Here is an 18,220-nt window from a genome sequence, read left to right as displayed (position 1 = left end):
GGGAATCCATGACGTCACCGCTGCCCTCGGGCGAGATGCTGCCGCAGCCGGTGCTGAACCCGCCGGCCTCGGTCGCGGTGTTTCTGGTCGCCACGATCGAACCCGGCGGGGAAGGCGCCGTGCGGGAGGCGCTGGGCTCGGTCGCGGGCCTCGTGCGGTCCGTCGGATTCCCCAGCCCCGACAGCGGTCTCGGCTGCGTCGCCGGGGTCGGATCCCGGGCGTGGGGCCGGCTGTTCGGCGGCCGGCGCCCCGCCGAACTGCACCCTTTCCGCGAACTGGCCGGGCCCCGGCATCACGCGCCGTCCACCCCGGGGGATCTCTTCCTCCACATCAGGGCCGCCCGCACCGACCTCTGTTTCGCGCTGGCCGCCGAGCTGCTGCGGCGGCTGCGCGGCGCCGTCACCGTCCGGGACGAGACACAGGCCTTCTCCTCCTTCGACTCGCGCAACCTGCTCGGCTTCGTCGACGGCACCGAGAACCCGGTCGGGCAGGCCGCCGCCGACGCGGCCCTGGTCGGCGACGAGGATCCCCGCTTCCGGGGCGGCAGTTACGCGCTGGTGCAGAAGTACCTGCACGACGTGGACGCCTGGGACGCCCTCGCCGTCGAGGCGCAGGAGAAGGTCATCGGCCGCACCAAGCTCACCAACCTGGAACTCGACGCGCCCGGTTCGCACAAGGACGTCAACACCGTCCTCGGCCCGGACGGCGCGGAGGTGCGGATCCTGCGCTCGGCGATGCCGTTCGGCAGGCCCGGGCACGGGGAGTTCGGCACGTACTTCGTGGCCTACGCGCGCACGCCCCGGATCCCCGAGACGATGCTGCGCACGATGTTCCTGGGCGGGCCGGACGCGGGCCCCGACCCGCTGCTGGACTACTCGCGTGCCGTCACCGGCAGCCTGTTCTTCGTACCGCCCGCGGGTTTCCTGGAGGACCTGCCCGGCAGGTGACGCCCGGTCACATCGCCCCGTGCCACCGGAAACCCCGCACTGCGCAGCACCCGCCGCTCCGCGTCCACCGCGAACACCTCGCAGCACTCGCGGGCCGCGGCCCACCGGGCGCCCTCCCGGCCGAGCGCGAACGCCGCCGTCGCGACCGTGTCCGCCTCGGTCAGGGTCGGGGCGACGACGGTCACGCTCATCAGACCGGTCGCCGGGCGGCCGGTGCGGCCGTCGAGGATGTGCTCGCCCCGTTCGTAGCGGGCGGAGGTCGCCACGGCCCGGTCCGTCACGTCCAGGACCGCGCAGAGCCGGTCGGCGTGTTCGGGGTGGCGCACGCCCACGCGCCAGGGACCGCCGGAGGCGACCACGTCGCCGCCGGCGTTGAGGCAGAAGCGGTGCGCGCCCGCCGCCCGCAGCAGCTCGGCCCCCCGCTGCACCGACCACCCCTTCACCACGGCGCAGGGGTCCAGGCCCCGGCCGGGCAGACGCACGTCGAAGGCGCCCCCGGTGGCGACCCGGTACTCCTCGCACAGGTCGAGGACCTCACGCAGCTCCGGGCCGGGCTCGCGCACCTCGCCCCGGTCCAGCCGTGACACCTCGCTGTCCGGGCGGAACGGGCTGAACCGCGCGTCGACCTCGCGCAGCCAGGCGAACAGGCCGTCCACCGCCGCCTCGGGGACGTCCTCGTCGTCGATCCGTACCGACACGGGGAACCCCATGACGTGCTCGACGCGGCGCATCCCCTCAGCCCTTCGCGTCGATGGCGGCCTGGAGCGACTCCTTGTAGCCCTCGCTGGTGACCGTCGCGCCGGACACCGCGTCGATGTCGGCGCTCTGCGCCCGGAGTGTCTCCTCGATCAGCCGGGGCACGGCGGCCGTGGTCTGCGGATGGTCCGGCTGCCGGAGCATCCGCACCGAGGCGATCCGGTCGCCGTCGAAGGTGACCTCGACGCGCACCGGGCCCTTCTCCGTGTCGACGAGCGACCCCGGCACGACGGTCGTCGCGGTGCCGCCCGAGGAGGAGACCGACGGGGTGGACGCCGGCGCCGCCTCGGCGGGGGCGGCCGCCGAGCCGGTGTCGTGCGCGGGGGAGCAGCGCCACAGCGGGATCAGGCCCGCGACACTGAGGACGAGGACGGGCAGGGCTCGCTTCACGAATCTCTCCTCGTCATCCGGCCAGGCTGAAGCGTTCGAAGTGGATCCGGGGCCCGGGCACGCCCAGCGCGCGCAGGCTGCCCAGCACCGCGTTCATCATCGGGGGCGGCCCGCACAGGAAGACGTCCCGCTCGGCGAGATCAGGCACCAGCCGGGCGAGCTCCCGCGGCGCCAGCCGGTCGGGCACGGGCGGCCCGGTCACCAGGTGCAGCTCGGCGCCCTTCGCCGAGGCGAGGTCGCGCAGTTCGTCGTGGAGGACGGCGTCCCGGTCCGTCGCGACCCGGTAGATCACGACCGCGTGCCCGTCGAGTTCCTCCAGCAGCGCCCGGATCGGTGTGACACCGACGCCACCGGCGATGAGCACGGCGTCGGGCCGGGTGCGGTGCAGGGCGGTGAAGGCGCCGTAGGGGCCCTCGGCGAACACGCGCGTGCCGGGCTTCAGGTGCCGCAGGGCCGCGCTGCCGTCACCGGCCCGCTTGACGGTCAGACGGAGCGTCCGGCCGTCCGGGGCGGCCGACAGGGAGAACGGGTTCGCCTGCCACCAGCGGTCCTTGGTCAGGAACCGCCACAGGAAGAACTGCCCCGCCCGCGCCGGCAGCCGGTCCAGGTCGCGGCCCGTGACGTAGACCGACACGACCTGGTCGTTCTCCGGGACGACCGCCGTCACCCGCAGCCGGTGGCGGGCGTTCCGCCACAGCGGCAGCAGCAGCCGGCCCGCGCACACCGAGGCCAGGGCCGCGCCCCACAGGACGTACCAGTACGCCCTCGCCACCGGCGACGAGGCGAACGTCGTCCCCGCCGCGACCTGGTGCGTGAACGCCAGCACCACCGCCACGTAGGTGTACAGGTGGATGAAGTGCCAGGTCTCGTAGGCCAGCCGGCGCCGGGCGGAGCGGGCCGAGACCGCGCCGACCACGAGGATGATCGCCAGCGCGGCGACCGCCCGCAGCACGCCCTCGACGGTCTCCGCGAGGTCGACCAGCTGGTTCACCGGGTCCAGCGACGACGCCCGCGCGTAACCGAGGACGACGAACACGGCGTGCGACAGCAGCAGCCACAGCACCGAGAAGCCCGTCCAGCGGTGCCACGACGTCAGCCGGTCCATGCCGATCCGCCGGTCGAACCACGGCAGCCGGGCCACCAGCAGCAGCTGGAACGCCATCAGCAACGCCGCGTACAGACCGGTCAGCCGGCCCAGCACGATCAGCGCGTTCGATGCGAAACCGGCCTGCGCGAAGAACACGGCCACCGCGACCGCGTTCGCCAGCAGCACCGCGTACAGGCCGATGCGGCCCACCACTCGGGGGCGGACGCCCGGGCGGGCCGTCACGGCGGGTTGTCGGAGGGTCGTCACGATCGGCAGCTCCTTGATCGGCTCCTGGTGCACCGAGCTTGGCGCGCGGGAACTGTCGGAAAGCTGTCGCTCAACTTTCAAGTGTTTATCGATCCGGCAGCGAGAGGGCGGGCGGCTATGGGGGGTCCGGACCCGTGCAGCACTATGAGCGCGTGGAGAAAGTACGACTTCTCGTCGTCGACGACGACCCGCCCATCGCCGATCTCGTCGCGACCGTCGCCCGCTACGAGGGCTGGGAGGCGGTCACGGCGTACACCGGCGAGGACGCCCTGCGGCGGGCCGCGGAGTTCCACCCGGACATCGTGGTGCTCGACCTGATGCTGCCCGGCGTCGACGGCTTCGGAGTCCTGGACCGGCTGCGCGCCTCCGGCACGATGGTGCCGGTGGTCTTCCTCACCGCCCGCGACGGCGTCGCCGACCGGGTCGCGGGCCTCACCCGGGGCGGCGACGACTACCTGGTCAAGCCGTTCGCCGTGGAGGAGCTGATGGCCCGGCTGCGCACCGTGCTGCGGCGCAGCGCCGGGCCCGCCTTCCAGCGGTCCGTGCTCCGGGTCGGCGACCTGACGATGGACGAGGACACCCGGGAGGTCCGGCGCGGCGCCCGGCTGCTGTCGCTGACCCCGACCGAGTACGAGGTGCTGCGCTACCTGATGCGCAAGTCGCCCACCGTGCTCACCAAGGCGCAGATCCTCGACCATGTGTGGGAGTACGGCTTCGGCGGCCGCTCCAACGTCGTCGAGCTGGTCGTCAGCCGGCTGCGCCGCAAGCTCGACGAGACCGGCGAGGGCGACGAGGGCGGCTCGCCGCTCATCCACACCGTGCGGGGCTTCGGGTACGTGCTGCGGCAGGCCGCCGAGTGATCGCCCGGCTGCGCCGGGCCTACCGGTCCATGCGGCTCGGAACCCGGCTGGCCCTCGGCCTCGGCGCCCTGGCCCTGGTCGTGTTCGCCGTCGTCGGCACGGCCCTGACCACGTACATGCGCGACTACCTGTCGGCCCAGCTCGACACCCAGCTCGCCCAGGCCCAGATCGCCCAGTCCAAGAGCATCGCCGACTACGGCACCCTCTCCGGCAAGAAGTACTACAGCTGGTTCTACGCGGTGTACGACGTGCCGGACGGCAGGCCCGAACTGCGCAGGCCCGAGGACCCCGCCGATCTGCCCGAGGACGTCGACGACTTCACCTCCCTCGCGCGGGCCCAGACCGCCGCCCACCAGGAACTGCTGCGCACCGAGCACCTCGAGGGCGCGGGCACCTACCGGCTGCGCGCCTGCGAGGTCGAGCCCGGGGTGGTCCTGGTCAGCGCCGCGCCCCTGGAGGACATCGAGGACACCGTCGGGCAGCTGATCACCCTCCAGGTCGTCACCTTCGCCCTCGCCCTGCTCGCCCTGGTCGTCTTCGGCCGCCGGATGCTGCGCCGCGGTCTGAAACCGCTCAGCGACATGGCGTCCACCGCGCACGGCATCGCCTCGCACGACCTGACCGAGTCGGCGGCCCGGCTCCCGCTGCGCGTCGACGGCCGGGACGGCGGGCCCGAGGTGGACGAACTGCGCACCGCCTTCAACACGATGCTGGAGCACATCGACGACTCCCTCGCCGTGCGTGCCGAGGCCGAGCAACGGCTGCGCCGCTTCGTCGCCGACGCCTCGCACGAGCTGCGCACCCCGCTGATGTCGGTGCGCGGGTACGCCGACCTCTTCCAGTACGCCGCCGCCAACGCCCCCGAGGAACGCGACCGGCACCTGGCCCGGTTGCGCGCCGAGGCCGCCCGCATGGGCGTCCTCCTGGACGACCTGCTGCTGCTCGCCCGGCTCGACGCGGCCGAGGTGGAGGCACCGCTGCGCCTGGAGGACGCCGACCTCGTGGAGCTGGTGGCGCAGGCCGCCGACGCCTTCCGCGCCGGTCACCCCGGCCATCCGCTGACCGTCCGCACGGGGCCGGGACCGGTACCGCTGCCGATGGACGCGCTGCGCATCCGGCAGGTCGTGGACAACCTCCTCACCAACGCCGCCGTGCACACCCCCGCCGGCACGGAGGTGTCGGTGGCGGTGGCCGTCACACCCGGCGAGGCCGAGGTGCGGGTCGCCGACACCGGGCCGGGTATCCCGCCCGGGGACCGGGCGCGCGTCTTCGACCGCTTCTACCGCGTCGACAAGGCCCGCAGCCGCGACCGAGGAGGCAGCGGCCTGGGCCTGGCGGTCGCCCGGTCCCTGGTCCGCGCCCACGGCGGCCGCATCGAGGTGAACAGCGCGCCGGGAGCGACGGTGTTCACCGTGCGCCTGCCCAGGAGCGGCGTACGCCCTGCGGACCGGTGAGAGCCGCCCTCTAGACTCGTCCGGAAACAGCCCGTACGACCACCGGCCAACGCTTCCGCCAACCCGAAGGGCTCCGGCGCCTTGATACGGATCGAATCAGTCACCAAGCGCTATCCGGACGGCACGGTGGCTGTCGACCGGCTGTCCCTGGAGATACCCGACCGCTCGATCACCGTCCTCGTCGGGCCCTCCGGCTGCGGCAAGACGACCACCCTGCGGATGATCAACAGGATGGTCGAACCGAGCGAGGGAACGATCCTCCTCGACGGCGAGGACATCCAGCGCCGGCCCGTCACCACCCTGCGCCGGTCCATGGGGTACGTCATCCAGAACGCCGGCCTCTTCCAGCACCGCACGATCCTCGACAACATCGCCACCGTGCCCCGGGTGCTGGGCTGGGGCAAGCAGAAGGCCCGGGCGCGGGCGGCGGAGCTGATGGAACGCGTGGGTCTCGACGCCGCGCTCGCCAAGCGGTACCCGTACCAGCTCTCCGGCGGCCAGCAGCAACGCGTCGGTGTGGCCCGGGCACTCGCCGCCGACCCGCCCGTCCTGCTCATGGACGAGCCGTTCTCGGCGGTCGACCCGGTCGTGCGCAAGGGGCTCCAGGACGAACTGCTGCGCATTCAGGACGAGTTGGGCAAGACCATCGTCTTCGTCACCCATGACATCGACGAGGCGATCAAACTCGGCACGATGGTCGCCGTGCTGCGCGAGGGCGGTCACCTCGCCCAGTACGCCCCGCCCGCCGAACTGCTGTCCAGCCCCGCCGACGCCTTCGTCGAGGACTTCCTCGGGGCCGACCGCGGCATCCGGCGGCTGTCGTTCTTCTCCTCGGCCGACCTCCCGCTGACGACCGGCCCGGTCGTCCCGGCCGACGCCGGCGCCGAGCGGATCGCCGCCGCCGACGCCCCCTGGCTGCTGGTCACCGACGCCGAGGGCAGGCCCCTCGGCTGGGCCGAGCCCCGCGATCTGTCGGCCGGTGGCATCGACCCCGGCCGGCTCCTGCCGCACGGACGGCCGTTCGTCCCCGGCACCGACTCCCTGCGCGCCGCCCTCGACTGCGCGGTGCTCTCCCCGGCCGGCTGGGCCGTCGCCGTGGACGACGCCGGGCGGGTGACCGGCGTGGTCTCGCAGGCGACCATCGGCGAGGCGATCCGCAGCGCCCACGCCGCGGGTCATGCCGAAGAGGCCGAGGTCGCCTCGTGAACGGCTTCTTCGACATCCCGAGCGACCTCCAGCACAGCTACCCGGGTCTGATCGGACTGCATCTGCGCGAGGCCCTGCTGCCCGTGCTGGCCGGGCTGGTCCTGGCCCTGCCCCTCGCCCAGCTCTGCGTCCGGTTCCGCTGGCTGTACCCGCCCGTGCTCGGCGCCACCACCATCCTCTACGCCGTCCCGTCGCTGGCCTTCTTCGTGGTCCTCATCGACTACACCGGCCAGACCGAGCTGACCGTGATGATCCCGCTGGCCGTGTACAGCCTGGTGGTACTCGTCCCGGCCATCGTCGACGGGGTGCGGTCCGTGCCCCAGGAGACCCTGGCCGCGGCCACCGCCATGGGCTTCGGACCCGTACGGCGCTACGTGCAGGTGCAGTTGCCGATCGCCGTGCCCGCCATCATCGCCGGACTCCGGGTCGCCACCGTCTCCAGCATCTCCCTGGTCAGCGTCGGCACCCTCATCGGCAACCAGGGCGCCCTCGGCAATCTGCTCGCCGACGCGCAGAAGTACGACCGGCCCGAACTGGCCGTCAACTCCGTGATCACGACGGCGGTCCTGGCCATCGCGTGCGACGCCCTGCTGGTGCTGCTGCGGGTCGTGCTGACCCCGTGGATGCCGAGCGGCGCCCGCAGACGCCCGAAGACCGGAGCGCGGCAGCCCCTGCCCGCACGCCCGCAGGACGTGACCCGGTGAACGTACTGAACTTCGTCAACGCCTTCTTCAGCGACAGCGCCCACTGGCACGGCTACGACGGCATCCCGCAACGCCTGCTGGAACACGTCCAGTACTCCCTGCTCGCCCTGGCCCTGGCCGCCGCGATCGGCCTGCCCGTCGGTCTGGTGACCGGGCACACCGGGCGGGGCGGCAACGCCCTCGCCTTCATCGCCACCGCGGCCCGCGCACTGCCCAGTTTCGGCCTCCTGGTGCTGATCGTCATCGTGATGGGCTTCGGCCTGCTGCCCGTGATGATCCCCCTGGTCGTCCTCGCCGTGCCGCCGATCCTGGTGACCACCTACGAGGCGGTCCGCACTGTCGACCCCGCTCCGGTGGACGCCGCCCGCGGCATGGGCATGCACGAGTCGCGGATCCTGTTCCAGGTCGAACTGCCGGTCGCGCTGCCGCTGATCCTGAGCGGTCTGCGCTCGGCGGCCATCCAGATCGTGTCGACGGCCACCATCGCCGCGTACGTCAGTCTGGGCGGCCTCGGCCGCTACATCGTCGACGGGCTCTACCAGCGCGACTACGAGAAGGTGGTCGGGGGCGCCACGCTGGTGGCCGTACTGGCCCTGGTCACCCTGGCGTTGTTCTGGGCGGCGGGCCGGGTGGCCGTGTCGCCGGGCGTGCGCCGGCGCTGACGGCCGGCCGGGTCTGTGACAAACCGTGACCAGGACGCTCTTGACTGATCACAAAGCGGCTGGATTGGATCGGTGGATGACTATCACCGCGAACAGCAGCAGGTCCAGGACGAGGCACACCAGCGTGGCGGCCGTCGCGCTCACCGCCGCTGCGGCGCTGCTCGCGGGCTGTTCCTCCGGCGACTCCGGCGACAACCCCCTGGCGGGCGAGAAGGCGAAGGCCGGCACCGTCGTCGTCGGCTCCAACAACTTCGCCGAGAGCACCCTGCTCGCCGACATCTACGGCGAGGCACTCAAGGCGAAGGGCCTGAAGGTCACCTACAAGCACAACATCGGCAGCCGTGAGACCACGTACGGACTGATGAAGAACGGCTCCGTCACCGTACTGCCGGAGTACAACGGCTCGTTGCTGGCCTATCTGGACCCGAAGGCCGAACAGAAGTCGGCCGACGCGGTGGACGTGGCCGTGAAGGCCAAGCTGGACAAGAAGCTGACGCTGCTGCAGTCCTCGCCCGCCGAGAACAAGGACTCCGTCACGGTCAACGCCGAGACCGCGAAGAAGTACAAGCTCACGGCCTCCTCGACCCTCGCCGACCTCAAGGACGCCGCCCCGGACCTGGTGATCGGCGGTTCGCCCGAGTTCCAGACCCGGCAGCAGGGTCTGAAGGGCCTGAAGTCCGTGTACGGCCTGGAGTTCAAGTCCTTCAAGGCGCTCGACGCGGGCGGCCCGCTGACCCAGGCGGCCCTGGCCCGGAACACCATCCAGGCCGCGGACATCTTCACCACGGACCCGACCATCGTGAAGGAGAAGTTCGTCGTCCTGAAGGACCCGGAGAACCTCTTCGGGTTCGCCAACGTCACCCCGCTGGTCAACAAGAGCGGCCTCCCGCAGAAGGGCGTCGACGCCCTCGACGCGGTCTCCGCCAAGCTGGACACGAAGACCCTGCTGGAACTCGACGCGCAGGTGCAGCTGGAGAAGAAGGACCCGCTGGACGTGGCGACGACGTGGCTGAAGTCGGCGGGCCTGAACTGACGGCGCGACGGCGTGACGGCGTGACGGCGTGACGGCTTGACGGCGTGACGGCGTGACGGCCTGGCGGCAACCGGCCCGGGCGAGTGAGACCGCCCGGGCCGGCTCCTCTTTGGCCGGAGCCTCGGCTCGCCGGCACCGAGGCAGCGGCCGTTCTCGGATCCCCCGGACGGCAGCGGGCCGCCCTTGCCCGGAAGCTGCAGGGGCGTCCGCTACTCGTCGAGTGCTCCGAAGGGCAGTCCATCCAGGCTTCCGACGGCCACTTCAATGCCGAGGCCGCTCATGTCGACGCCCGCTGGAGGGACGATCTGCATCACCCGGAACCCGGATGACTCCTCGTCCGACAGCAGCACGACCGGACGTCGCTCGTCGAAGCCGACCCACCAGACTTCACCGCGTCGCATGTGTCCTCCTGGCGCCCCGGGCCGGCGACGTTCGCCGGACGGAACCTAAGCCTGCACCGCCGACGCGATCAACTGGTCGATCAGCGCGATCAGCACGTCCCGGCACGACTCCCGGTCCCGCGCGTCGCACAGCAGCACCCGGACGTGATCCGGCACCGCCAGCGACTCCTTGATCTCCTCGGCGGGATACGGGTGTTCGCCGTGGAAGCCGTTGACCGCGACGACGAACGGAATGCCCCGGCGCTCGAAGAAGTCGATCGCGGCGAAGCTGGCCCGGGGCCTGCGCACGTCCACCAGGACCACGGCCCCGAGCGCGCCGAGCGCCAGGTCGTTCCACATGAACCAGAACCGCTGCTGTCCCGGCGTACCGAACAGGTACAGCACCAGTTCGCGGCTGATGGTGATCCGGCCGAAGTCCAGGGCCACGGTGGTGGCCCGCTTCTCCTCGATGCCGTCGAGGTCGTCGATGCCCAGACCGGCCATGGTCAGGGGTTCCTCGGTGCGCAGCGGGACGATCTCGCTGACCGACCCGACCATGGTGGTCTTGCCGACGCCGAAGCCACCGGCGATCAGGATCTTGACCGTGTCGGGTGCCGAAGACGCGTCAGTGGCAAGCTCAGAGCCGGCCAAGGCCGTCCCTCACTTTCTGCAGCAGGTCCAGGTCGGGAGCGGTACGGGAGACCGGGCGGGGCGGGCGGACGGTGATCCGGCCCGCCTCCAGCAGGTCGCACAGCAGGATGACGACCACGCTCACCGGCAGGTCGAGCCGGGCCGCGAGCTCCGCCACGGCGACCGGCTCGGCGCACAGCCGCAGGATGCGGGTGTGCTCGGGCTGGCACCGGGCCGCCGCGGCGGGCGGCGGGTCGACCGCCGTGACCGTCGAGATGAGTGTGAAGTCGGCGCGGCTGGGGCGGGTCCGGCCACGGGTCAGCGTGAACGGTCTGACGAGCCGGCCCGCCGCATCACCTGCGTCCACCTCACACGCCGGGACCGGCGACGGGGCCGGCGACGCCCCGGGGTGCCGCGCTGAGGTGCTCGCCGATCTTCTTCACCAGCATGTTCATCTGGTACGCCACCACCCCGACGTCCGCGCCCGGCCCGGTCAGCACGACCAGGTGCGCACCGGGTCCGGCGGAGGTCAGGATCAGATAGCTGTTGGCCATCTCGATGAGCGCCTGGCGCACCGGACCGCCCCGGAAGTCCATGCTGACGCCCTTGCTGAGGCTCATCAGACCCGACGCGGTCGCCGCGAGCCGCTCGGCGTCGTCGCGCAGGAAGCCGGTGGACTTGCTGACCACCAGGCCGTCCTCGGAGAGCACCACGGCCTGGTTCACGTCGGCGACCCGCTCCACGAGTCCGGTCAGCAGCTGGTCGAGCTGGGTGTGCGTGGCGGGGATGGGGCGTGTCATTGCGGTGTCCTTCGTCAGCGGTCGGCGGGCGGAGTCGAGGGGACGGAACCGGCGGCGGCCTGCCCGGGCAGGACGGGCGTCTCGTCGGCGGGGGGCGGCGTGGCGGCGTCGTCACGGGCCCGGAGCGTGCCGCGCTGGAAACCGGCCAGGGAGGACGCGGCGGCCTCCGCGGTGAAGTCGTCGAGGGAGCCGTCGTCACCGGCGGGCGCGGCCTCCTCGCGCAGCTCCTCCACCAGGCTGGTCTGCGGCACCCGGCGGGGGAGCGGGGCGAGACCGTCCCGGCGGGGGAGGACTTCCCGGGTGGCCGACGGGGCGGCCGACGGGGTGACCGACGGAGTGGCCGACGGGGTGGCCGACGGGGCGGCCGAGGCGGTGCGGGCCGTGACGATGGGCCTGAGTGCGTGGGCGGCCCCCGCGCCGTCGTCGCTCCCGCGCGACGCCCCGCCGCGCCGCGGCTCCGCACTCGGCTCGGCGTCCCCCGCACGCCGCCCGTCCACGGCAGCGTGCCCTTCGTCCGGGGCGTCGCCGCCCGGCGCCCCGGTGTCCGCGAGCTCACGCACCACGATCTCGTGCGGCAGCAGGACGATCGCGGTGGTCCCGCCGTAGGGCGACGAGCGCAGGGTGACGGCGATGCCGTGCCGGTGGGCCAGCTGGGCGATCACGAACATGCCGAGGCGCAGGTCGTCGGCGAGGGCCACCACGTCGAACTGCGGCGGCACCGCCAGCTGCTCGTTGAAGGACGTGTAGTCCTCCTCCGACATGCCGAGGCCCCGGTCCTCGACCTCGACGGCCAGGCCCTTGGCCACCATCTGGGTGCGCACCGTGACGGCGCTCGGGGCGGGGGAGTAGGCGGTCGCGTTGTCGATGAGTTCGGCCAGCAGGTGGATGACGTCGGCGACGGCGGGCGGCGCGACGAACACCTCCTCCTCGGTGAGCACCTCCACCCGCTGGTACTCGGCGACCTCCCCGACCGCGCTGCGCAGGATGTCGATCAGCGCCACCGGCTCGGTCCAGCTGCGGCCGGGCCGTTCCCCGCTGACGATGACGAGGTTCTCCTCGTAGCGGCGCAACTGGCTGGCGGTGGAGTCCAGTTCGTACAGGCCTTTGAGGATGTCGGGATCGGTGTGCTCGCGTTCCAGCGTGTCGAGCTTGCTCAGCTGGAGGTTGACCAGGTTCTGGCTCTGCCGCGCTATACCCAGGATGATCTTCTGGAAGCCGCGCCGGGTGTCGGCGAGTTCGACGGCGGCGTGCACGGCGGTGCGCTGGGCGGTGTTGAACGCCCGCGCCACCTGGCCGAGTTCGTCGTGCCCGTAGTCCAGGGGCGTCGTCGCCGACTCCGGGTCGACCGTCTCGCCGCGCTCCAGCCGCGCCACCACGTCGGGCAGCCGCTCCTGCGCGAGGCTGACGGCGGCCCGGCGCAGGCCGCGCAGCCGCCGGGACAGCGAGCGGGTGATCCGCCACGACATGCCGACGCACACCAGCAGCGCGAGCAGCCCGCCCGCGCTCAGCAGGCCCGCCTTGAGCAGCAGGGCGTCCGCCTTGTCGGCGCTGCGCTGCAGCAGGCCCGCCGTCTGCTGCTCGATGAGGCTCGCGTACCGGTCGGACAGCCGGCTCATGGCGGCGGACCACTGCCGGTGCGCGTCCGGCAGGTCGATCCGGTCGGCGGTAGTGCTCGCGTTGCGCGCCGCCAGCACCCGGTCCTCGACGGACTGCAGCGTCCGCCACTCCCGGCTCGCCAGGATCCGCTCGGTCTGTGCCTTGGCGCTGCCGGTCAGCTGCGGCAGGACCTGGTCCTGGACCAGCCAGCGCCGGGTGTTCACCAACTCCGTGAACTGGGTCCACGCCCTGTCGTCCAGGTGCCCGGTCGGCCAGGCCAGGGTCAGCTGCGCGTCCTCCCGGGAGACCAGCTCCGCCGCGTGCTCCAGCGCCACCAGCGGGCCGGCCTGCGAGGTGAGGTCGCCGTCGTCGACCTGGGACAGCTCCTGGAAGGCGTGGATCTGGTCGTCGATGATCGACGAGTACTGGTCGAGCGCCTGCTGCGCGGTGATGTCGGTCGGGTTGTCCACCTGGTCCCGGTAATACTCCAGACTGCCCACCGAGCCCAGGACTGAGTACAGCCGGTCGGATATGCGCGCGGGCGCCTTCTCGATCGCGTCCGCCTGCCCGACCAGCTTGGCCACCGCCTTGTCGGTCTCCGCGCGCTGGGCGTCGAGCGCCGCCCGGGAGCTCTTCGGAGAGGCCAGGAACGCGGCGGACAGACTGCGTTCCCGCTGGAGTGCGAGCGTCGCGTCGGTGCCCATGGCGCCGGTGGACCGGCTGAGCTCCGTCTGGTCGCGCAGCCGAAGGCCCTCCGAGAACATCTGGATCGTCGTCACGCCCCACATGGCGGCGAGGGTGACGCCGGGCACGAGGGCCAGCAGCACCAGGGAGAGGCGTATGGAACCGAGGCGGCGCCGGGCACCTGTCCGTCGAGACATCGTCGTCCTAGGGCGATCAGCGGGGAGGAAGGAGCGGGGAGGCGGAGCGATAGGGGGAGGTGGGGGACGGGCGCGGGGGTGGTGCCGTCCCGGGCGCGGCACATGGGATGCGCAGGATGTTATCCGTACAAGTGGACATGCGGGCCGGGCCTGACCGAATCTTTGGCGACTCCGTCACAGGACGTGCCCGGTCACCGGGTCCCGGCGGCCGCGAACCGCGCGACGGCGGATACGTTCGACCTGGTCACGAAGGCGGGCCCGGTGAGCACCGGTGCCGTTCCGCCGCCGCTGACATTGCCGTTGGTCCGGTACAGCCACAGGGCGTCCACCGCCAGGTAGCCCTGCAGGTAGGGCTGCTGGTCCACGGCGAACTGCACCCGCCCGCTCCTCACCGCCTCGACCAGGTCCTTGTTGAGGTCGAAGGTGGCGACCTTCGCCCGGCTGCCGGCCCGCCGCACGGCGTCGACGGCACTGAGCCCGTACTGCGCGCCCAGGGTGACGACCTCGTCGATGCTCGTGTCCTGGCGCAGCCGGGCGGCGATGGCGGCGGTCACCGTGTCCATGTCGCTGCCGTCGACGTACAGGTTGTCGGTGTCGCCGTGGAACGTCTTCCTCATCCCGGCGCATCGGGCCTCCAGCGCGACGTTGCCCCGCTCGTGCACCACGCACAGGGCGTGCCCGGCCCTGACCTCGTCCAGTTTGTCGCCGACGGCCCGGCCCGCGACGGACTCGTCCTGGCCGAAGTACTCCAGCAGGCCCGCGGGCCGCCAGGCGTCGATGCCGGAGTTGAGCCCGACGACGGGGATGCCGGCCGCCCTGGCCCGGGCGATCGGGCCGCGCATCGCCGCCGGCTTGGCGAGGGTCACCGCGATGCCGTCGACCTTGTCGTCGACCGCGTCGCGCACCAGCGCGGCCTGTGCGGCCGGGTCGGCGTCGCTGGCGTACGTCAGGTCGACGCCGTCCTTCGCGGCGGCCGTCTCGGCGCCCTTGCGCACCAGGTCCCAGAACGCGTCGCCCTTGCCGCCGTGCGTGACCAGGGCGACCTTCATCCCGCCGACCGGCCCGCCCGCCGCGTCCCCGTCCGGGCCGTCACCGGCCGCGCCGAGCACGGAGCAGCCCGAGACCAGCAGACACAGGACGGACGCCAGGACCGCGACACGCAGGCCTCTCGCGGAGGTGTGCGGCGGGCGGGGACTGTTCATGGGGGGCGGACCTCGCTGTGCGGCCGAGCAAGAGCAGGGGGGAGAGCGCGGGCGGGGCCGCAGGTGCGCACCGCCCGGATGACTCTCGCTGGCCCGGAGCCAACCGTGTGTGACCACTGGTCGTCAAGTGAGCGGCCACCTGCCGTGAGTTGATGCTGCCGCATCGTGATGATCTGTCCGGCCGGTCGAACCATGGGGGTCACGGACGCTCTCACCTCGGGTTTCCATACCGTCCGTGCGGTTCGGCGGACCGGTGCGGACCGGCCCGCCGACGGGCCGCGGCGCCTGCCGCGCCGCGCGTCAGCCTGTCAGGACCGGCAGTGACCGATGGCCGTGCGAGATGAACGAGTCCACCGGCGGCAGTCCGTCCGCGGGTGCCGCGAGAGTCAGGCCGGGGAACCGGTCGAACAGGGCGGGCAGGGCCACGCGCGCCTCCAGCCGGCCGAGCGGGGCACCCAGGCAGTGGTGGACGCCGTAGCCGAAGGCCAGATGATCCTTGGAGGCGCGCGTGACGTCGAAGACGGCGGCGTCCGGGCCGTGCTGCTCCGGATCGCGTCCGGCGGCGGCGTACGCGGCGAGGATCGCCTCCCCCTTGCGGATCACCGCGCCGTCCGGGCCACCCAGTTCACCGAGGGGAAGGTCCTCGACGGCGTAGCGCAGCGGCAGGCTGGCCACCGGCGCCTCGGCCCGCAGGGTCTCCTCGATGACGTCGTCCCAGGAGGCCCGCCCCTCGTGGACGTGTGCGAGCTGGGCGGGGTGGGTGAGCAGCGCGTGGACGGCGTTGTCGAGCAGGTTCACCGTCGTCTCGTGGCCGGCGCTGATCATCAGCATCAGGGTGTCGAGCAGCTCCTGCTCGCTGAGCCGCGTGCCGCTCTCCTCCTCGTGGGCGGAGATCAGCGCGGAGGTCAGGTCGTCACCGGGCGCCGCCCGTTTCGCGGCGACCAGTTCACCGAGGACGGCGTAGAAGCGGGCGTAGATGTCGGCCACTTCGGCCGCGTCGGCCGACGTGTGGAAGACGCCGTCCACCACGACCCGCAGCTCGGCGCCCAGCTCCTCCGGTAAGCCGAGGAGTTCGCCGATGACCTGGATGGGCAGCGGATAGCAGAACTCCTCCCGCAGGTCGACCGCGTGGCCGCCGGACCCCGCCTTGGCGACGCGGTCGAGGAGCGCCGCGGTGATCTCCTCGATCCGGGGCCGCAACGCGGCGGTGCGGCGGGCGGTGAACGCCTTGGAGACGAGGGTGCGCAGCCGCTTGTGCTCGGTGCCGTACGCCGTGAACATGTTCCGCACCGCGACCCACGTGTACAGCGGCCAGTCGGGCGACACCTCGCCGTCGCTCCAGCGCTGCCAGTGCCGGCGTGCGTCCTTCGACACCCTCGGGTCGGTGAGCAGCCGCTTCAGGAGCGGCGCGCTGCTGACCGCCCAGGCCGGGACACCGTGGGGCAGTTCGACGGGTGTGACGGGTCCGCGTGCCCGGATCCGGGCGGCCTCGCCGTGGATGTCTCGGCCGGTCGGGTCGATCACCGTCGGGTTGCTGAATTCCATCGGACTCTCCCTGGATCGGCGGCTGTCACGGAGCACGCACACGCCGGTGGGCGGGCGCGCGTCCCGTCCAGCCAACTGGGCCGTGGCCCGGTGGCGCCAGGGGAGGGAGGATCAGTGACCTGATTCAGGCGGTCTGGCCGGTCTGCCGCTCCCGGGGGAGCGGTGCGGTGCGCGCGGCGGCCCTGGCCTCCTTGCGGCGCTGTCTGCGGCCGACGCGGGGCTCCTGGTCCGGGAGCCAGCCGAAGGCGAGGCAGCTGCCGACCACGCCCAGGAGCAGTCCGACGAAGAAGCCGCCGAGGTTGGAGGTCAGCCAGGTACCCAGGGAGACCAGCACCCCGATGACCGAGTAGAACAGCCGCTGGGCGGGGTTGAAGAGGATCAGCACCCCGCACAGCAGCATCACGACCGGGAGCAGATAGCCGGCCAGGCCCTGCATGCCGACGTGCAGGACGACGTCCAGCGACGCCTTCAGCGTGAGCAGCACCTCCGCCCCGCCCAGGGCGAGCAGCAGCCCGCCCCAGAACGGGCGGTCGGCCCGCCACTGCCGGAAGGCGGGCCGGACACCCTCGCGCGGACCGCGCGACATCAGCAGCCCGACCCGCTGAAGCCCAGCTTCAGACCGGGCAGCTTGAACACACCGGCGGTCGTGGCGTAGTTGGTCTGCCGCAGGTTGGCGATGTGCACCGTGTCGGACTGCTGGCTGAAGACGCCCTTCGGCCCGCGGCCCTTGGGCCCGGCCTTGTCGAGCGTGCTGGCGTCGTTGCCGATCTCGATGTTGTTGAACGCGGCGTCGCCGGTCAGCTCGGTCGAGTCGGTCGTGAGGTCGCTGGCGGTGACCTTCTGCGCGCCCTCACCGGCCCGGATGACCAGGTTCGTGCCGCCCAGGTCGACGCTCTGGCACAGCTTGGAGAGGGTGGCGTTCCTGATCACGGACGTGACGACCAGCACCTGGCCGCCGGTGTCGCCGGCGTTGGGGCTGCCTTCGGCCATCTCGTCCAGGCCGCCGAACTGCGCGAAGCCGGTGCCGTTCAGCTCGGTCGCGGTGACGGTGAACGGCATGCCCGAGATGGCGAACTGCACGCCCAGCGCCCCCTGGGCGGTGAGCACCGCGAGGCCGGCGGCGGCCAGCGTGGCCGGCACCGCCATCACCGCGGCCCGGCGGGCCCGGACCCGGCCCCGGCGCGCGGGAGCGTCACTGGCGTCCGGGGCGGCGGCGCCGTCCGGTCTTTCGGGGGTCTGCTCGGCGGAGGTCATGTCTGCTCCAGGTGCGTGTCGGTGCGGATCGGACGTCGGTGGCACGTTGCCCTGGCGCGGACATCGACCGCGTACGCACGTCTCCCGCAACTCCCGGCGGTTGCAAGGGCTTTCTCGTTACGCCGCAGTAGCCGATGAGGAAGTTACCGGGGGTTATATGAAGGGTCAAGGGAAGTGTGAACAAAGAGTGGTGATTGTGCGTCACGGGTGAGTCGCCGCTGTTCCGAAAGGCTCAGTCTCCTGACAACTCCCTTGCAGGGCCTTGACGTTGGCGGAGGCGCAGGTCTACAACTCTCCTCGTCCCACCGGGTCCGTGGCGCCGGATCCGTCACGCGGCACGTCCTTGTGTCCCGGACCCGCCCGTCCCCGTACGGGCATCTCGTCGCCCGGTGTCTCCGCACGGGCTTTCCATGCCCGAGCCCTCTGCCACCGCACGGCCGCTCCCGTCGCGCCGCGTCACCAGCCACCCCCCGCCCGGCCCGGCCGGAGGTCCCCTCCCGTGTGCACCTCCGGCCGGTGACCGGCCTGCCGTCGCCGGCCCGTCACGTACGGAGACGGCGTGACGG

The 18,220-nt window shown here is 72.3% G+C and carries 18 protein-coding genes and 1 pseudogene; 7 read left to right on the top strand and 12 right to left on the bottom strand.

Annotated features, from left to right (window positions below; all coding sequences use genetic code 11):
• Positions 1 to 8: 8 nt before the first annotated feature.
• Positions 9 to 947 carry a Dyp-type peroxidase gene (locus ACFV20_RS18105; protein ID WP_385657726.1) on the top strand — a complete coding sequence of 313 codons (939 nt, stop codon included), beginning with the start codon at positions 9 to 11 and terminating at the stop codon, positions 945 to 947.
• On the opposite strand, the gene ACFV20_RS18100 is transcribed toward ACFV20_RS18105, so the two are convergent.
• Genes ACFV20_RS18100 through ACFV20_RS18090 form a run of 3 tightly spaced genes read right to left on the bottom strand, consistent with a single transcriptional unit; the run spans position 872 to position 3,447 of the window.
• Positions 872 to 1,678 (bottom strand): FAD:protein FMN transferase, encoded by an 807-nt coding sequence (locus ACFV20_RS18100; protein WP_385657724.1) that lies wholly within the window; start codon positions 1,676 to 1,678, stop codon positions 872 to 874. The genes ACFV20_RS18105 and ACFV20_RS18100 overlap by 76 nt on opposite strands.
• Positions 1,679 to 1,682: 4 nt before the next feature.
• Positions 1,683 to 2,093 carry an FMN-binding protein gene (locus ACFV20_RS18095; protein ID WP_385657723.1) on the bottom strand — a complete coding sequence of 137 codons (411 nt, stop codon included), beginning with the start codon at positions 2,091 to 2,093 and terminating at the stop codon, positions 1,683 to 1,685.
• Positions 2,094 to 2,106: 13 nt separating this feature from the next.
• Positions 2,107 to 3,447, bottom strand: a complete 1,341-nt coding sequence (locus ACFV20_RS18090) for a ferric reductase-like transmembrane domain-containing protein (protein ID WP_385657722.1) — start codon at positions 3,445 to 3,447, stop codon at positions 2,107 to 2,109.
• A 152-nt stretch (positions 3,448 to 3,599) separates the two neighbouring features.
• Here ACFV20_RS18090 and ACFV20_RS18085 point away from each other — a divergent pair, with 152 nt between their 5' ends.
• The 6 genes from ACFV20_RS18085 to ACFV20_RS18060 all read left to right on the top strand — a co-directional run bounded on the left by ACFV20_RS18085 (position 3,600) and on the right by ACFV20_RS18060 (position 9,366).
• Positions 3,600 to 4,307 carry a response regulator transcription factor gene (locus ACFV20_RS18085; protein WP_385657720.1) on the top strand — a complete coding sequence of 236 codons (708 nt, stop codon included), beginning with the start codon at positions 3,600 to 3,602 and terminating at the stop codon, positions 4,305 to 4,307.
• Positions 4,304 to 5,761 carry a sensor histidine kinase gene (locus ACFV20_RS18080; protein ID WP_385657718.1) on the top strand — a complete coding sequence of 486 codons (1,458 nt, stop codon included), beginning with the start codon at positions 4,304 to 4,306 and terminating at the stop codon, positions 5,759 to 5,761. Before ACFV20_RS18085 ends, ACFV20_RS18080 begins: the two co-directional genes overlap by 4 nt.
• An 81-nt stretch (positions 5,762 to 5,842) precedes the next feature.
• Positions 5,843 to 6,967, top strand: coding sequence for an ABC transporter ATP-binding protein (locus ACFV20_RS18075; RefSeq protein ID WP_385657716.1), 1,125 nt, complete (start codon positions 5,843 to 5,845; stop codon positions 6,965 to 6,967).
• The gene (locus ACFV20_RS18070; RefSeq protein ID WP_385657714.1) at positions 6,964 to 7,671 is read left to right on the top strand and encodes an ABC transporter permease; all 708 of its coding nucleotides are present in this window, start codon (positions 6,964 to 6,966) and stop codon (positions 7,669 to 7,671) included. Before ACFV20_RS18075 ends, ACFV20_RS18070 begins: the two co-directional genes overlap by 4 nt.
• Positions 7,668 to 8,333, top strand: a complete 666-nt coding sequence (locus tag ACFV20_RS18065; RefSeq protein ID WP_385657712.1) for an ABC transporter permease — start codon at positions 7,668 to 7,670, stop codon at positions 8,331 to 8,333. Before ACFV20_RS18070 ends, ACFV20_RS18065 begins: the two co-directional genes overlap by 4 nt.
• Positions 8,334 to 8,409: 76 nt before the next feature.
• Positions 8,410 to 9,366 (top strand): ABC transporter substrate-binding protein, encoded by a 957-nt coding sequence (locus ACFV20_RS18060; RefSeq protein WP_385657710.1) that lies wholly within the window; start codon positions 8,410 to 8,412, stop codon positions 9,364 to 9,366.
• A 227-nt stretch (positions 9,367 to 9,593) separates the two neighbouring features.
• On the opposite strand, the pseudogene ACFV20_RS18055 reads toward ACFV20_RS18060, so the two are convergent.
• The 9 genes and pseudogenes from ACFV20_RS18055 to ACFV20_RS18015 all read right to left on the bottom strand — a co-directional run.
• Positions 9,594 to 9,767, bottom strand: a pseudogene (locus ACFV20_RS18055) (type II toxin-antitoxin system PemK/MazF family toxin); the annotation flags it as partial.
• Positions 9,768 to 9,812: 45 nt separating this feature from the next.
• The gene (locus ACFV20_RS18050) at positions 9,813 to 10,397 is read right to left on the bottom strand and encodes an ATP/GTP-binding protein (protein WP_385657709.1); all 585 of its coding nucleotides are present in this window, start codon (positions 10,395 to 10,397) and stop codon (positions 9,813 to 9,815) included.
• Positions 10,384 to 10,743, bottom strand: a complete 360-nt coding sequence (locus tag ACFV20_RS18045; protein WP_385657707.1) for a DUF742 domain-containing protein — start codon at positions 10,741 to 10,743, stop codon at positions 10,384 to 10,386. Before ACFV20_RS18045 ends, ACFV20_RS18050 begins: the two co-directional genes overlap by 14 nt.
• Position 10,744: 1 nt before the next feature.
• On the bottom strand, positions 10,745 to 11,176 hold the full coding sequence (locus tag ACFV20_RS18040; protein WP_385657705.1) for a roadblock/LC7 domain-containing protein: 432 nt from the start codon (positions 11,174 to 11,176) through the stop codon (positions 10,745 to 10,747).
• Positions 11,177 to 11,190: 14 nt separating this feature from the next.
• Positions 11,191 to 13,653 (bottom strand): nitrate- and nitrite sensing domain-containing protein, encoded by a 2,463-nt coding sequence (locus tag ACFV20_RS18035; RefSeq protein WP_385657703.1) that lies wholly within the window; start codon positions 13,651 to 13,653, stop codon positions 11,191 to 11,193.
• Positions 13,654 to 13,844: 191 nt separating this feature from the next.
• Complete coding sequence (locus ACFV20_RS18030) at positions 13,845 to 14,855, bottom strand: substrate-binding domain-containing protein (protein WP_385657701.1); 1,011 nt, start codon at positions 14,853 to 14,855, stop codon at positions 13,845 to 13,847.
• Between the two features lie 300 nt (positions 14,856 to 15,155).
• A complete protein-coding gene (locus ACFV20_RS18025) occupies positions 15,156 to 16,400 on the bottom strand; it encodes a cytochrome P450 (protein ID WP_385657699.1) in 1,245 nt (414 codons plus the stop codon).
• Positions 16,401 to 16,524: 124 nt separating this feature from the next.
• Positions 16,525 to 16,986: a DUF6114 domain-containing protein gene (locus tag ACFV20_RS18020; RefSeq protein ID WP_385657697.1), complete on the bottom strand. Its 462-nt coding sequence runs from the start codon at positions 16,984 to 16,986 to the stop codon at positions 16,525 to 16,527.
• Positions 16,986 to 17,654, bottom strand: coding sequence for a DUF6230 family protein (locus tag ACFV20_RS18015; protein WP_385657696.1), 669 nt, complete (start codon positions 17,652 to 17,654; stop codon positions 16,986 to 16,988). The genes ACFV20_RS18020 and ACFV20_RS18015 overlap by 1 nt, the downstream gene beginning before the upstream one ends.
• Between the last annotated feature and the right edge of the window lie 566 nt (positions 17,655 to 18,220).

It is taken from the genome of Streptomyces sp. NPDC059696 (assembly GCF_042733745.1).
Taxonomy (GTDB): Bacteria; Actinomycetota; Actinomycetes; order Streptomycetales; family Streptomycetaceae; genus Streptomyces.
This window is presented reverse-complemented; position numbering and strand designations above follow the sequence as displayed.